Here is a 14919-nt window from a genome sequence, read left to right as displayed (position 1 = left end):
CGCGGCTACTTAGCACGCTTCTCCCAGGCGGCGTTGAATTCGCGGATCGTCTCCTCGGTCTTCGGGTTGTGGAGCATCTTCCGCAAGATGGCGGGAGGCACGGTCACGATGTGCGCGCCGGCGTCGAGCGCCTCGTTCACGTCCATGAGGTGGCGGATCGAGCCGACGATGATCTCGGCGCCCAGCCGCTCGCGATCGAGCCTCGCGCGCGTGCGCTCGATGACCGGGGTCGCGGCGTAGCCCATGTCGCGGATGCGCCCGCTGAAGATCGAGACGTACGCGCCGCCGGCGAGCGCCGCGAGGTACGCCTGGTTGAAGCTCATCACGCACGTGACGTTGGTGCGCACGCCGCGCTTCGCGAGGGCGTGCGTCACCTTGAGGCCGACGTCGCCGAACGGGACCTTGATGCAGATCCGCTCGGGCGCCCACGCGTGATAGCCGCGGGCCTCGTCGAGCATCGCCGCCTCGTCCTCGCTCGTCAGCTCGACCGACACCGGCCCCGCCGACGCCGCGAGCACCTCGCGGATGCGCCGCTCGAGATCGACGCAGCCCGCGTCGCGCGAGAGGATGAGCGGGTTCGTTGTCACGCCGGCGAGCACGCCCCAGGAGAAGAGCTCCTTGATCTCGTCCGGGTTCGAGCTGTCGAGGAAGAACATGGATCGCTCCAGCGGGCTCGCGCGAGCCCCGGCGCGGTCTAGGCCAGTTCGATGCAATAGAGAAGGGGAGAAGGGCAGACGGCGACACCGTCCACGCTGCGCGGCTCGCCGCGCCGCCCTGCAGTGACGCTCGCGGTGCGGCCGGTGTGAACGACGTTGCAAAGACGGGGAGTCCGCGCTTCAGTTCTGGTTGTCGGAGATGTCTCTCCGACGGAACGTTTTTCAACGGCAATGCGTCGATGAGCAGCGGACGATCGTCGAGGGATCCGGTGGCGCACAGCCCGCTGCTCGCGGCTTGCTCGCCGGCGGGGCTCTACGTCGCCGCGCCCGGCGGCCAGCTCGTCGACTGCAACGAGGTGCTCGCCCGGCTGCTCGGCTATGGCTCGCGGGAGGAGGCGCTCGCGGCGGCCGATCTCCTCCTCGGCGGGGGCGCGGCGGGCGCGACGCCGACGTCGGCCGGCGTGGTCGACGGCTTCCTCACGCGCCGCGATGGGTCGGCGGTCCGGGTGATGAGGACCGAGACCGTCGCGGAAGCGCGCGGCGAGCGGCTCGTGGTCGGGGCCATCGTCGACGTCTCCTCCGCGCGCTGCACCGAAGATCGCCGGCGCGAGCTCTCGGAGGAGCTCGGCCAGGCGCAGAAGATGGAAGCGGTGGGGCGGCTCGCGGGCGGGATCGCCCACGACTACAACAACCTGCTCGCGATCATCCTGAACTACACGAGCCTGGTGATCGAGGAGCTCGACGAGCAGAGCCCGGTGCAGAAGGATCTCGCCGAGATCAAGCGCGCCGCGCAGCGGGCCGCGTCGCTGACGCGGCAGCTGCTCACGGTGAGCCGGCGGGGGCTCGCGCAGCCGGTCGTGCTGGATCTGCGGGACGTCGTGCGCGGCATGGATGGCGCGCTCCGCGCCGCCGTTGGCGGCAGCATCGATCTCGCGATCGCGCTCGGCCCGTCGGCCTGCCGGGTGCTGGCGGACGCAGGGCAGCTCGAGCAGGTGGTGATGAACCTCGCGCTGAACGCGCGCGACGCGATGCAAGGCGGCGGCCGGCTGTCGATCGAGACGCGCGCGGTCCGCGTCGGCGCCGCGGGGAGCCTGCACGACGCGCACCCGGCGGTCCCGCCTGGCCGGTACGCGCGCCTCGTCGTGAGCGACACCGGCAGCGGGATGTGCGACGACGTGCGGACGCGCGCCTTCGAGCCGTTCTTCACGACGAAGCCGAGGGGGAAGGGGACCGGCCTCGGGCTCGCCACCGTGTACGGGATCGTCAAGCAGTGGCACGGCCACATCGAGCTCGCCTCCCAGCCAGGACAGGGCACGCGCGTCGAGATCTACCTGCCGCTCTCCGCGCGCGGGGCGTCCTCGCGGCGCGCGCGCGCCGCGCACCAGCGCCGCGCCGCGCCGCGCCCGGGCGAGGGCGGGACGGTGCTCGTCACCGACGATGAGGACGCGGTGGTCACGCTCGCGAGCCGGATCCTGGGGCAGCACGGCTACACGACGCTGACGGCGCGCGGGCCGCGCGAGGCGCTGCGCGTCTGCGAGGCGCAGCGCGGGCGCGTCGACCTCCTGCTCACCGACGTGCTGATGCCCGAGATGTCCGGAGGCGAGCTCGCCGCTCGCCTCGTGAAGCTCAGGCCGGACATGAAGGTGCTCTTCATGTCCGGCTACACGGGCGACGCCCTCGACGGCCCGTTCGCCGTCCGGCCAGGCGCCGCGGTGCTCGGGAAGCCCTTCACGGCCGAGTCGCTCCTCCGCGCCGTCCGCAGGGCGCTCGAGGGGGCCGCGTAGGCGGGACGCGCAGGCCGTGCCTACGGCGCCTCACCTCGCTTGATGCCGTACGCGCGGATCTTCTTGTGGAGGTTCGTGCGCTCGACCCCGAGCAGCACGGCCGCGCGCGAGATGTTCCAGTCGAGGCTGGCCAGCACCTCGACGATGTAGCGGCGCTCGGCCCGATCGCGGAACTCGCGGAGCGTGAGGCGAGGGCGCTCCGGCTCGTGGCGGGCCGCGCCCGCGGGCGGCTCGGCCGCGCCGGGGGGCGCCGCCGGGCCGTCTCCGGCGGCCCCCTGCGCGTCGTCCTCGAACGGGTTCTCGTGTGGATCCTCCGGGAGATCGGCGATCGTGACGACGTCGCCCGAGAGGATCGCGGCGCGCTCGATCACGTTCTTGAGCTCGCGGACGTTGCCCGGCCAGCTCCGGCGCTCGAGCGCGGCGTAGACCATGGGATCGATGCCCTTCTGCTTGAGGCCGTTCTCGTTGCAGAACGCCGCCATGAACGCGTCGGCGAGCGCGCGCAGGTCGTCCATGCGGTCGCGCAGCGCCGGGCTCTTGATGGGGAACACGGCGAGGCGGAAGAAGAGATCCTCGCGGAAGCGCAGCGCGGCGACCTCGCGCGAGAGGTCCTTGTTTGTCGCGGCGAGCACGCGGACGTCGACGTGCCGGCTGTGCTCGCTGCCGACGCGGCAGATCTCGCCCGACTGCAGCGCGCGCAGCACCTTGGCCTGGGCGGCGAGGTCCATGTCGCCGATCTCGTCGAGGAACAGCGTGCCGCCGTGGGCCTGCTCGAAGAAGCCCCGCTTCGGTCCGCTCGCCCCGGTGAACGCGCCGCGCTCGTGGCCGAAGAGCTCGCTCTCGATGAGCTCGCGCGGGATCGCGGCGCAGTTGACCCGGACGAAGGGGCCCCGCGCCCTCGGCGACAGCCGGTGGATGGCGCGGCTGATGAGCTCCTTGCCCGTGCCGCTCTCGCCCGTGATGAGCACGCTCGCCTTCGTGGGCGCGACGCGATCGATCTCCTTGAACAGCCGCTGCATCGCCGCGCTCTGGCCGATCATCTCGTAGCGCGCCTGCACCTGCGCCTTGAGGTCCTCGACCTCCCGAGCGAGCCGCGAGTTCTGCAGCGCGTTCTTCACGCCGACGAGGACGCGCTCGCGGTTCAGCGGCTTCTCGAAGAAGTCGCTGGCGCCGAGCTTGATGGCCTTCACGGCGTCGTTGACGGTCGCGTGGCCGCTGATCACGATCACCGGCAGCTCGCGGGTGGCGTCGTCCTGGCGCACGCGCTGGAGGAGATCGAGGCCGTTCATGCCAGGCAGGAGCAGGTCGACCAGGGCGAGGTCGACGGGGCTGTCGCCGTGCGCGAGCAGCTCCAGCGCCGCCTCGGCGCTCGGCGCCTCCGCGACCTGGTAGCCCTCGCCCTGCAGCACCAGGGCGAGGGTGCGGCGGATGTTGCGCTCGTCGTCCACCACGAGCACGGTGGGCGCGGCGGCGCCTCCGGGCGGGGCGGCGGGCGGCGGAGAGGAAGCGGGCATGGGTCGACCATACCCCAGCTCAGCCGTGCGCCACGACGCGGGGAGCGAGGGAGCACAGGCCCGGCCCCGCGGCGGAAGCCCTGGCGCGCCGGCGCCGGATTGGGTACGAGGCCTGCTCGATGAGACCCTCCGCCGCTGTCCTCGCCCTCGCCGGGTGCCTCGCTGCCCTCGGCGGGCTCGTGGGCTGCGATTTCGAGCTCAACGACGGCCGCACCGCGACCCTCACGTACACCGAGGACGCGCGCGCCGCGTACAACGAGGCGATGGCCGCCTTCCAGGCCAAGGACTGGGAGGACGCGCGCGCCCTCTTCGGCGAGGTGAAGCGGCTCTTCGCTTACAGCCGCTACGCCCGGCTCGCCGATCTCAGGATCGCGGATCTCGATTTCGAGCAGGGAAAGTACCCGGAGGCGATCTCGGAGTACCGCGCGTTCATCCAGGAGCACCGGACGGACCGGAACGTCGAGTACGCGAAGTACCGGATGGCGAAGGCGCTCTACCTGGACATCGACGACACGGTGTTCCTGCCGCCGGCCGAGGAGCGCGATCAGGCGACCACGCTCGAGGCCTACAAGGAGATCCGGACGTTCCTCCGGCAGTACCCGCGCAGCCGGTACCGCGAGGACGCGGCCTACATGCTCGAGGTCGTGACGGGGCGGCTCGTGCGCCACGAGCTCTACGTCGCGCGCTACTACCTCAAGGAAGACGCGTTCGACGCGGCCCTCGCGCGGATCGACTACGCGCTGCGGACCTTCCCGGGCTCCGGGCTCGATCCGGAGGCGCTCGTCCTCAAGGGCGAGACGCTCCTCAAGATGAAGAAGTCCGACGAGGCGCGCGCCGTGTTCGAGTCGGTCATCCGGGACTGGGGCGGCCCGTTCGCCGTGACCGCGCGCCGGTTCCTCGACGAGATGGGCGCCGGCCGGCCGCGTGGCGCGCCTGCCAAGAAGGCGGCGTCGGGCCGCGCCCCCGCGGGGCCGCAGCTGTGACGCAGGCTGTCGGGCGGCCGTCCTCCGGCGCGCGCTACGTGCTGGAGCAGGCCGACGCCGGAGATACGCCAGGGGAGTTCGTGTACCGGGGCCTCGTGCGGCTCCCGGCCGCGGACGTCCCGGTCGAGGTGCGGGTCGCCGAGGCGACCGGCGCGGCCACGGCGACGGTGGACGCCGCGGCCGTCCCGCACGGCGGACCGTCTCCCGAGGAGCTCTCCAAGACGGCGGCGGCCCTCGTTCGGAGCGCGACCAAGTCAGCGGACGCCCATGCGCGGCGGCTGCCGCGGAAGATCGTCCGCTGGCGCGGCTAGGCGACGGCGGCGCGGAGCCCGCGCTGCGGTCCGGGCGCCTGGCGCCTCGGGCGATCGGCGCGCCCAGGGCCGTCGTCTCCCGGCCGGGAGCCATGCTAAAAGCGTCCCACCATGTCCGAGAAAGTACCGATGACGCCCGAGGGGCAAGCGCGGCTCCGCGAAGAGATGCGACGGCTGAAAGAGATCGACCTGCCGCAGGTCGTCAAGGACATCGGCACGGCCCGGGAGCACGGCGATCTCTCCGAGAACGCCGAGTACCACGCCGCCAAGGAGCGGCAGGGCATGATCGTCGCCCGCATCAGCTACCTCGAGCAGACGCTCTCGCGCGCCGAGGTGATCGATCCGTCGAAGCTGAGCGGCAGCAAGGTCCAGTTCGGCGCCAAGGTCAAGCTCGCGAACGTGGACACGGACGAGGAGCAGAGCTTCCAGATCGTCGGGCCCGAGGAGGCCGATCTCAAGGTCGGGCGCATCTCCATCGCGTCGCCGCTCGCGCGCGCGCTGCTCGGCCATGAGGTCGGCGAGGAGGTCCGCGTGAACATGCCGGCCGGGCCGCGCACGTACGAGATCCTCGAAGTCTCCTTCGCATGACCGAGCGCAACGGGGCCGCTCCGATGCGCCCGCGGGGCCATGGGGGCGCCGGCCGGCCTCCCGGGGGGCCCGTGCCCTCCGGGCGGCCCCTGCTGGGGAGCCGGCCTGACACGACGGCCGCCGGGGAGGGCGTCGTTCCGGGGCCTGCCGGCCACCGGGCCCCGGCGGCGCCGCGCCCGCAGACCGGGCCGGCGCGCCCGTCCACGCCGGCGCCCGCGCCGAGCCGCGCCACGTTCCCGAGCGGGAACTCCGACGCGCCTCCGCGGAAGCTGGAGACGGAGATCGGGTGGCGCATGGCGGACGCCTACCTCGCGATCGCGGCGCTCGCGCTCGCCGAGCTCCTGGTCGTCGGCGCGTGGCGGTGGCGAGAGCTCCTCGGGCCCTACGAGCTCGGCCGCGCCCTGCGCGACCTCCTGCCGCTCGCGCTCTCGGCCGCGGCGCCGTGCGCCGCCGTCCTCGGGGCGGTGCTCGAGATCGTCATGCGCGCCGAGCGCAAGGCGTTCCGCGCCGCGGCAGCGCTGATCGCGGGCGCGTTCGGCGGCGCGGTGGCCTTCGGGGTCTCGACGGGGCGCATGCTCGAGGGCGGCCGGCGCGCGCCCTTCATCGCGGCGCTCGCGCTCCTCGCCGCCGCGGCGACGTTCGCCGCGGCGCCGCGCGCCGCGCGCGCCTTGAAGCGGGCGCGCGCCGCGGCCGCCGGCAGGTGGCTCCTCCTCGCGGCGATCTGCGCGATCGTGCTGCTCGAGGTCGCGAACGTGCGCGTCTTGCCGCGCCTCTACGCCGCCTTCCACCTGGGGCTCGCGGCGCTCACGCTCGCGGCGGCGACCTTCGCGACGCCGGCGCTGCCTGCGCGCGCGGCCCGCCTGGAGGACGCGCACGGGCGGCGCTCGCCCAGGCTGGTGCGCGCGGCGCTCGCGCTCGTCCTCTTCGCGTTCGGCGCCGCGCTAGCGCCCGGCGCGGCGGACAGGCTCGCGCTGGCGGACAACATCCGGCTGATCTACGCGACGCACAGCCCGCTGCTCGGCCACGTGGTCGAGCTCGCCGCCGTGCTGTCGCCGCCCGAGGCGCTCGACGCCGCGCCGCTCGACGAGCGCGCGAGCGGGCACGCCATCGATCTGCGGGGGCGCGACATCGTGCTGATCAGCATCGACGCCCTGCGCGCCGACCACGTGGGGGCGTACGGCTACGACAGGAAGATCACCCCGAACCTCGATCGCCTCGCGGCCGAGGGCGTGCGGTTCGACGCGGCGTACACGCCGACGCCGCACACGTCGTACGCCGTGTCGTCGCTCATGACGGGCAAGTACATCCGCCCGCTCGTGCTGCAAGGGCTCGGGGAGGACTCCGAGACCTTCGCGCAGCACCTCCGCCGCTACGGCTACAAGACGGCGGGCTTCTACCCGCCGGCGGTGTTCTTCATCGACGGCGAGCGCTTCGGCGCGCTGCGCGACCGGGCGCTCGATTTCGAGTACCGGAAGGTCGAGTTCGCGAGCGTCCAGCTCCGTCTGGAGCAGGTGCGGAGCTACCTCGGCGGGCTCGGGCCGGAGCAGCGCGCGTTCATGTGGGTGCACCTCTTCGAGCCGCACGAGCCGTACGAGGCGCACCCGGAGCACCCGCTCGGCGACCGCGACATCGACCGCTACGACGCGGAGATCGCCGTGGCGGACGCGGGGGTGGGGGCGATCGTGGACGAGGTCCGCAAGGGGCGCCCGGACGCCGTCGTGATCGTCACGGCCGATCACGGCGAGGAGTTCGGCGAGCACGGCGGTCGCTACCACGGCACGACCGTGTACGAGGAGCAGGCGCGCGTGCCGCTCGTGGTGAGCGCGCCCGGCCTGCTCTCGCCGCGCGTGGTCCGGGCGCCGGTGCAGCTCGTCGATCTCCTGCCGACGGTGCTCGCGGGGCTCGGCATCCCGAGGCCGGCGCGCGTGCGCGGCGCCGACCTCGGGCCGCTGCTCGCCTCCGGCGACGAGGCGGCGGAGCAGGGCAAGGCGGCCCCGCCGGGCGGGCCGCCCTCGCTCCCGGGCTTCGCCTTCGCCGAGACGGACGCGCAGACGCTGCTCGCCAAGGGCACGCTGCGGCTCGTCTGCGCGCGCAAGATCGGCGCGTGCGCGCTCTACGACGTGGCGACCGATCCGCGCCAGCTGGAGGACATCTCCGCGCTGCGCCCGGCGGAGCTCGGCGCGATGCGGTCGGAGCTGCGCGCGATCGAGGCGTCGCACGGGCGCTACGAGGTCCGCGGCCTCCGGCAGGAGGGCAAGGGATGGCCCGACGCGCTCCGCCGCGGCATCGCGGGCGACGCCGACGCGGTCGTGGAGGTCGCGGCGCTGCTCGACGACGCGGACGTCGCCATCCGGCGCAAGGCGGGCGAGGTGCTGTTCGATCTGCGCCGCTCCGAGGCGGCGCCCTCGCTGCGCCTCGCGCTCGTGCGCGACGAGGACGACGAGGTGCGGCGCTGGGCGGCGCTGACCCTCACGCGGCTCGGCGAGGGCGCGCCGCTCACCCGCGATCTCGTCGTCGATCGCGATCGCAAGTGGCGGCGCCTCGCGGCGCTCGCGCTGGCGGAGTCGGGCGATCGCCGCGGCGACGATGTCCTCGTGGCGTGGCTGCGGCAGGTGGTCCGCGGCCCCGAGCAGGACGGCGGCGCCGACGCGGGCGAGGTGACCTCGTTCGAGCGGGCGCGCGAGATCGTGGACGCGCTCGCCAAGATCCGGGTGAAGGCGGCGCTGCCGCCGCTCATCGCGGCGCTCGGCGACGTGCGGCTCCGCCCGTACGCCGCGGCCGCGCTCGCGGCGATCGGCGAGGACGCCGCGCGGCCGGCGCTCGCGGAGCGGCTGAGTCAGGAGCCGTACCAGACCGCGCGGGTCGCGATCGCCGAGGCCCTCGTGAAGCTCGGCGCCGGCCCCGAGCTCCGGGCGCCGCTCCTGCGCATGCTCGGCACGCCCGATCCGCTTCCGGGGGGGCTCGGGCTCGCGCTCCGGGCCGACATCCTCGACCTGCTCGGCGGGCCGCGCGAGCGCGATCTCGGCCGCCTGCGCCGCTTCGCGAAGAGCGGGGTGGGCCTCGGCGTCGTGATCCCGAAGGCCGGCAACGGCAAGGGCGTGCGCGTCATTTGCCGCGCGCGGACCGACGACGGCCGCCCCGGCGAGGTGCGGTTCGGCAGGCCCACGCGCGGCTGGCGCCCGCCGAAGCGGGACGGCGCGTCGCTCGTCCCGGCCAGCGCGCCGGAGCTCGACGCGGAGCGCGCGGTCACGCTCGCGATCCCGCCGGGGAGCGAGCCGACCGAGGCGTTCGCGACGCTGCCGCCCGCGGCGGGCGCGCAGGCCGGCAATTACGGCGATTTCGTGGTGTACGCGACCCAGAACGTCGAGGTGTCCGCGTGCGCGGTCGTCCCGCTCGCCGACGAGATCCCGCCCCCGCCGCCTGCGCCCTGGTCGCCCGACGAGGCCGGGGCGCCGGCGCGCTCGGGCGACGAAGCACCCGCCGCTCACCGGCCAGATTGACGCCGCAGGCCGCGAGACTAGAGTCCGCCGCGTGTCGGACAAGGACCGAGAGCAGGCCGAAGAGAAATCCGCGCAGAGCGATGGCGATGTCGCTGCCACGCGGAGCGATGGCGACGAGGACGGGGCCGCGGAGGCGGCCCCGGCGAGGCCGCCGCGCGGCGCTCCGGTGAAGGACGCCGGCGGCGATGGCGACGACGAGGCCGCGCAGCGCGTGGCCGACGCGCTCGGCGTCGGCGAGGCGGAAGATGCCACCGCGCCGGAGGCGGCGGGCGAGGCGGCGGGCGAGGAGGCGGTCGAGGTAGCGCCGAACCGCGCGGCCCGCCGCCGCGACGAGGCCACCGCGCGCCGCCGCAAGAAGAAGGCGACCGGCGAGGAGCTGCCCAAGGACAAGAACGCCCGCGCGAAGGAGCTGCTCGCTCGCCGCAGGGAGCAGGCCGAGGGGCGCCGCCCCGTCCAGCTGCTGCCGGGCGAGATGGTCGAGGACGCGCTCAGCCGGATGACCAGCGGCGCTGGCCGGTGGATCAAGACGAATTTCCACATCGTCCAGTGGGGCGTGGTGGCGGCGATCGTCGCGACCGGCGGCGCCCTGTTCTACCTGTCGCGGGCCGAGAAGAAGGACGCCGCGTCCACGTCGGCGCTCGTCGCGGCCGTCGCCGCGGATCGGGGCAGGGTGCTCGCCGAGGACACGCGCACCGACGAGGAGAAGGAGCTCGACGTCACGAGGACCTTCAAGACCGCGGACGAGCGGTCGGCCACCGCGCTCGCCGAGTACAACAAGGTCATCGACGAGCACGCCGGCACCGGGGCGGCGACCCTGGCGAAGCTCGGGCAGGCCGGGGTGCTGCTCGACAAGAAGGACTACGCTCACGCGCTGGACGCGTACAGCGTCGTGGTCTCGTCGCCGCTGGCCGGGGCCGATCCCGACGTGAAGGGGCGCGCCATCGAGGGCATCGCCTTCGCCCGGGAGGGCAAGGGTGATCTCGACGGCGCGCTCGCGTCGTTCAAGGAGCTCGAGGCGATCGACATGAAGGGCTACAAGGAGCTCGCGCTGTACCACCAGGCGCGGCTCTACCTGGCCAAGGGCGACACCGACAAGGCGAAGGAGCTGCTCAAGAGCGCGCACGAGAAGCTCCAGGCGCCGTCGACGGAGGGCCGCCCGTTCCAGTTCCTCGAGGCGGTCGTCGAGGAGATGCTGCGCAAGATCGATCCGGCCGCCGTGCCGCCTCGCGCCGCGTTCGGCGGTCCGAAGGGCCAGTCGATGACGCCGGAGGAGATCGAGCAGCTGCTCCGCCGGGCGCGTGAGAACGCGGAGAAGAAGGCGGGCGATGCGCCGCACTAGCCGCGCAGCGGGCGTCGCGCTCGTCTGGCTGGGGCTCGCGCCGCTCAGCGGCTGCGGCAACCTGGGCGTCGCTGCGGCGCCCGATGCGCCGCTCTGGCTGCACCATCCAGGCGGCGCGCTCGGCATCACCATGCGCCGCGAGATCACCGCCGAGACGCGCAAGGTCGGCGAGGCCTACGAGCGCGGCCGCCCCGAGATCGACGTGGCGCACCGGCGCGTCTTCGTCGGATCGAGCGATCACGGCCTGTACGCGGTGCGCGCGGACACGAGCGACGTCCTGTGGCGCTTCGAGACGCTCGGCCCGGTGCAGTGCGAGCCGCTCTACGACGCCGCGTCGGACACGGTCTATTTCGGCTCGGACGACGGCGCGCTCTACAAGGTGCGCGCGTCGGACGGCACGCTGCTCTACCGCTTCATGACCAACGCGAAGGTCGCGCGGCGGCCGGTGCTGCGCGACGGCGTGCTCTACGTGACGAACGCGAACGACACGCTGATCGCGCTCGACGCGGCGACGGGGGCGATGCGCTGGCACCAGCACAGGACGCCGGCGGGCGGGATGGAGATCGCCGGGTACGCGGGGCCGGCGCTCGGCCGGGACAAGGTCTACACCGCGTTCTCGGACGGGGTCGTGATGGCCTACGACCTCAAGGACGGGTCCGAGCAGTGGGCGCTCGTCGACCTGGCCGCCGAGGCCGAGCAGAGCGCGGGCGGCCAGACGCCGAAGTACCTCGACACGGACACCACGCCGGTCCTCGGGAAGATCGCCTCGGGCGATGTGGTCTTCGTGGCGGGTTACGCGGGCGGGGTCTTCGCGCTCGACGCCGAGAACGGGACCCGGGCCTGGGTGAACGAGGCGGCGGTCGGCGTGACCGAGCTTCTCCTGTGGGAGCAGCCTGCGCACCAGCCTCGGAGCGGAGGCGGTCCGAGCGTGCCCGCGCGGAAGGTGCTGCTCGCGTCCTCCGGCATGACCGGCCTGTGGGCGCTCGATCCGGAGGATGGCCGCACGATCTGGCGCCGGGACCTGCCTGACGGCGGCATCTCGGCCCCCGTGCCGTTCTCGGGGGCGCTGCTGGTGACGACCACGCGCTACGGGATCTTCCTGTTCTCTCCGCTGGACGGGGCCGTGATCGACGGCATCGAGACCGGCGGCGGGATCGCGATGACGCCGGCGGCCTACGGCCGGCGCGCGTTCGTCCTGACGAACGGCGGCTCGCTGCTGAGCCTGGACGTCGAGACGCCCCCGGTTCCGAAGGGCTGAACACACGCACAGGCTGAAGCGCGGCGGCTTGATGCCGGCGGGCCGAGGGGCGCGTAGGGCGTTGCTGCCGACGCCTTGAGGCGTGCTTCGGGGGGACGCTGGACGGGGGCCTCCGGCCAGGTCTCGTGGCGGGCAGCACCGGCGGGGCGGCGGCCGTGGGCGAGGCCGACCCAGGTTGCCGTCCGTGGGCGAGGCCGACCCAGGTTGCCGTCCGTGGGCGAGGCCGACCGGGGTTGCGGCAACGGCGAGGCGACCGACCCAGGTTGCGGCAACGGCGGCGACCGGTGCGCCGGACCCAGGTTGCCGTGGGCGAAGCCGACCGGGGTTGCGGCAACGGCGGCGACCGCCGCGGGATGCGGCCCGATCGGCCCCAGATGCATGAATTTGCTCGTGAAATCGAGCCGAGCTCCCCTGCCCGCCGCACCGGCCTTGGATCGCATAAGAAACATTATGTAAACTCGCGCGCCCGGGCGGGGTTCCAGGCCCCACGGCTGGTCCGAGCGCAGCCAGGCGAACCCTGGTCGAGTCGTCCGCGCGCTTCTGCAACCGCGCGCCTTCGCCCGGGCGCCCGCCGGCTCACGACGGCCCCGAGCGAACGGCTCACCCCGCCGGGTTCAGCTCTCGCCGCGCTCGTCGCCCGCGTCGCCCTCGTCCAGCGCTTCGGGGCGTTGCGGCGGGATGGCCGCCCACAGGATGACCTCGCCGGCTCGGGTCAGCGGGCTCCCGGAGTCCTCCTGCTCGCTCCACCACGTCCGGACCTTCGCCGGCGCGCCGTCGCCGAGCCGCTCGAAGCCCATCTTCTCGCAGAAAGCGCGCGTCCAGCTCGCCTTCTCCCTGGAGCGCACCACGACCTGCTCCAGGCCGAGCTCGCGCGCCCGCTCCTGGAGCTCCGCGAACAGCCGCGTGCCGACGCCGCATCGCTGGTGGTCCGGGTGCACCGAGAGCTCCTCCAGGACTGCGACCCCAGGCGCCTCGTCGCGCCACGCCAGGTAGCCGGCTACCTCGTCGTCCGCCTCTGCCACGCGCACGTCGTGCCGCCGCGTCAGCGCGGCGAGATCGGCGAGCGTCCGCGCCTCGACCTCCGCCACCCCAGGGCCAGCCTCGCGGTGCATCGCCGCACAGGCCTGCTCCAGCGCCACGAGCGCCGGCAGCTGGGCCTCTTGCAGTCCTGTCACGCGGATCCGCTTCGGGGCCGTCCGTTCGTCATGCATCCCCCGAGGCTACCGCCGATGCGCGGGATGCCCCACTTCTTGCCGAACGTGCACGCGCGGCGCCGCGGCAGCTCAGCTGCGCAGCTGGAGCAGCCGCGCGATCGTCTCGCCGTCCCCGGGGCTCAACGGGACGAGGATCCCGAGCGCTGCGCCCCGCGGCGGAGCGTTCCTTCCGTCCATCGGGACGAGCCGGAGCTCCCCGGCGCTCGAGATGCCGATCACCGCGATCCGCAGCGCCGGCAGCGGCTCGATCTGCGACGCGGGCAGCCGCGGCGGCGGCGCCTGCCATTCCCCTTCGTACGGCGGATCGCTCCACGACGAGTCCTCCGACGAGCCTCCACGATCGTCCATGGGAGCTCCCTGCGACCAGGACGCCGCCTCCTCCGCGCCCCGGCCCTGCACCGCGTCCGAGGGCTCCCCGTCTCCCTGCTGATCCGCAGACGCGATGCCAGCGTCGGCTTCATCCGGCTCCGCCTCGGTCCAGTCGGCGCGGTCATCGGACGCGGGGCCCGCCTCCGGTGCGGCAGCGGGCGCCTTGCCGTCGCCCGCCAGCTGCTCCAGGGCGAGCATCGGCGTCTCCTCGTCCAGGTCCTCGATCCGGAGCTCCATCAGCACCCGCTGCTCCTGCGGGGTCAGGGGGCGGCGCGCGGTGCCCTCCTCGTCCGTGCTCGGCCAGAGCCCCGGGCGCCGCTCGGTCGCCTCCTGCGAAGAGCCCGCGCCGAGCGGGACCGCCGGCCGCCGCGCCAGCGCCGCGGCCATGGCCGTCGGCGTCGGCACCGTGGCGCGCTGATCGGCCGGCGGATCCGCGTCGGCCGGCTGCTCCCCGCTGTCACTCTCGCGTGCCGCTTCCGACGCGCCCTGCCCTGGCTCCTGGCCAGCGAACGCGCTCGCGGCCGGGAGCTTGACCACCGGGACCTCCTCGGTCACCGCGGTCGTCGACGACACCCTCCCGTGGGGCGACGCCGCGAAGCCGGTGATCGCACGCGCGTTCGCCGGGACAGCGCGGCCCGGCGATCCGACCGTCGAGGCAGCCGCACCCGGCGGGGCGCCGGTCTTCGTCGCCGCGCCGGGGCGCGCCGGGAGCCCTGGCGCGTGGCTGGGCGTGCGGGCCGCGGGCGACAGCTGCGTCGGGGTCACCTCGCGCAGCGCCGCTGCGCTCACCGGCGCAGGGGCGCGCCCCGGCACCACCGACGCCGGCCGGCCCAGCCCCGCCGCGGGCCTGGGCACGGCTCCGTCGCGGAACGTCGCCACCGCCGAGGTGAGCGGCCCTGTCGGCGCGTCGCCGGCAGGCGCGCGGACCGAAGGCGCCCGCATCGCGGCGGGCGGCGCGCTCGTGCCCGCGCCGCCGCGCTCGGCTCGCCCTGCCTCCGCGCCCGGCGGACGCGACGGTCTCGCCGGTGCCCCCGGCGCGCTCGGCCTGGGCGGCGGCGCGCTCGCCGTTGCGGGAGGAGCGCCGGACCCCTGGGGCGGCGCGCTCAAGGCCGCGTTCGGCGGCGCGCTCGCGGTCGGGGGCTGCGAGGCCGTGGCCGTGTCCGCCTCGAGCGCCGCGATCTTCTGCGCCACCTCCGCGGCGGCCTTGAAGAGCTCGAGGGCGCGCAGGTCGGCGTTGGCATCCGAGGCCTGCTCCGCGGCGCGGCGCAGCCATTTCAGGGCCTCGTCACGCTCCCCGCGCCCCCACAGCGCGGTCGCGGTCGACAGCGCCCAGTGCACGTCTTCGTTGTCTTCGTCGTGCGGCGGCGGGATCGGGCGCAAATTGGCTTCCATGAGGCCTCGTC

At 74.3% G+C, this 14919-nt stretch carries 11 protein-coding genes; 7 read left to right on the top strand and 4 right to left on the bottom strand.

Features of this window, described 5'->3' with window-relative positions; genetic code table 11:
- Positions 1-5: 5 nt before the first annotated feature.
- Positions 6-656: a transaldolase family protein gene (locus WMF29_RS19585; protein ID WP_272099225.1), complete on the bottom strand. Its 651-nt coding sequence runs from the start codon at positions 654-656 to the stop codon at positions 6-8.
- A 239-nt stretch (positions 657-895) separates the two neighbouring features.
- Between WMF29_RS19585 and WMF29_RS19580 the strand changes: the two genes are divergently transcribed.
- The gene (locus WMF29_RS19580) at positions 896-2440 is read left to right on the top strand and encodes an ATP-binding protein (RefSeq protein ID WP_437330299.1); all 1545 of its coding nucleotides are present in this window, start codon (positions 896-898) and stop codon (positions 2438-2440) included.
- A 20-nt stretch (positions 2441-2460) separates the two neighbouring features.
- Here WMF29_RS19580 and WMF29_RS19575 read toward each other — a convergent pair whose 3' ends face one another.
- On the bottom strand, positions 2461-3954 hold the full coding sequence (locus tag WMF29_RS19575) for a sigma-54-dependent transcriptional regulator (RefSeq protein ID WP_437330298.1): 1494 nt from the start codon (positions 3952-3954) through the stop codon (positions 2461-2463).
- A 119-nt stretch (positions 3955-4073) separates the two neighbouring features.
- On the opposite strand from WMF29_RS19575, the gene WMF29_RS19570 reads away from it, so the two are divergent.
- From WMF29_RS19570 to WMF29_RS19545, 6 genes are all read left to right on the top strand, one after another.
- The gene (locus WMF29_RS19570) at positions 4074-4937 is read left to right on the top strand and encodes an outer membrane protein assembly factor BamD (protein WP_437330297.1); all 864 of its coding nucleotides are present in this window, start codon (positions 4074-4076) and stop codon (positions 4935-4937) included.
- Entirely contained in the window at positions 4934-5248 is a 315-nt protein-coding gene (locus WMF29_RS19565) for a hypothetical protein (protein WP_437330296.1), read from the top strand. Before WMF29_RS19570 ends, WMF29_RS19565 begins: the two co-directional genes overlap by 4 nt.
- Before the next feature lie 111 nt (positions 5249-5359).
- Complete coding sequence (gene greA, locus WMF29_RS19560; RefSeq protein ID WP_272099218.1) at positions 5360-5836, top strand: transcription elongation factor GreA; 477 nt, start codon at positions 5360-5362, stop codon at positions 5834-5836.
- Positions 5833-9336 carry a sulfatase-like hydrolase/transferase gene (locus WMF29_RS19555; protein ID WP_437330295.1) on the top strand — a complete coding sequence of 1168 codons (3504 nt, stop codon included), beginning with the start codon at positions 5833-5835 and terminating at the stop codon, positions 9334-9336. Before greA ends, WMF29_RS19555 begins: the two co-directional genes overlap by 4 nt.
- Before the next feature lie 31 nt (positions 9337-9367).
- Complete coding sequence (locus WMF29_RS19550) at positions 9368-10675, top strand: tetratricopeptide repeat protein (protein ID WP_437330294.1); 1308 nt, start codon at positions 9368-9370, stop codon at positions 10673-10675.
- Positions 10662-11933, top strand: coding sequence for an outer membrane protein assembly factor BamB family protein (locus tag WMF29_RS19545; protein ID WP_437330293.1), 1272 nt, complete (start codon positions 10662-10664; stop codon positions 11931-11933). Before WMF29_RS19550 ends, WMF29_RS19545 begins: the two co-directional genes overlap by 14 nt.
- A 614-nt stretch (positions 11934-12547) precedes the next feature.
- Here WMF29_RS19545 and WMF29_RS19540 read toward each other — a convergent pair.
- Both WMF29_RS19540 and WMF29_RS19535 read right to left on the bottom strand, forming a co-directional pair.
- Positions 12548-13144 (bottom strand): GNAT family N-acetyltransferase, encoded by a 597-nt coding sequence (locus tag WMF29_RS19540; RefSeq protein WP_437330292.1) that lies wholly within the window; start codon positions 13142-13144, stop codon positions 12548-12550.
- A gap of 72 nt (positions 13145-13216) precedes the next feature.
- Positions 13217-14908: a hypothetical protein gene (locus tag WMF29_RS19535; protein ID WP_437330291.1), complete on the bottom strand. Its 1692-nt coding sequence runs from the start codon at positions 14906-14908 to the stop codon at positions 13217-13219.
- Positions 14909-14919: the final 11 nt, after the last annotated feature.

This window comes from Sorangium sp. So ce381 (assembly GCF_051473845.1).
Lineage (GTDB): Bacteria > Myxococcota_A > Polyangia > Polyangiales > Polyangiaceae > Sorangium > Sorangium atrum.
Note: the sequence above shows the minus strand (reverse complement) of the source record. Positions and strands in the feature narration are given on the sequence as shown.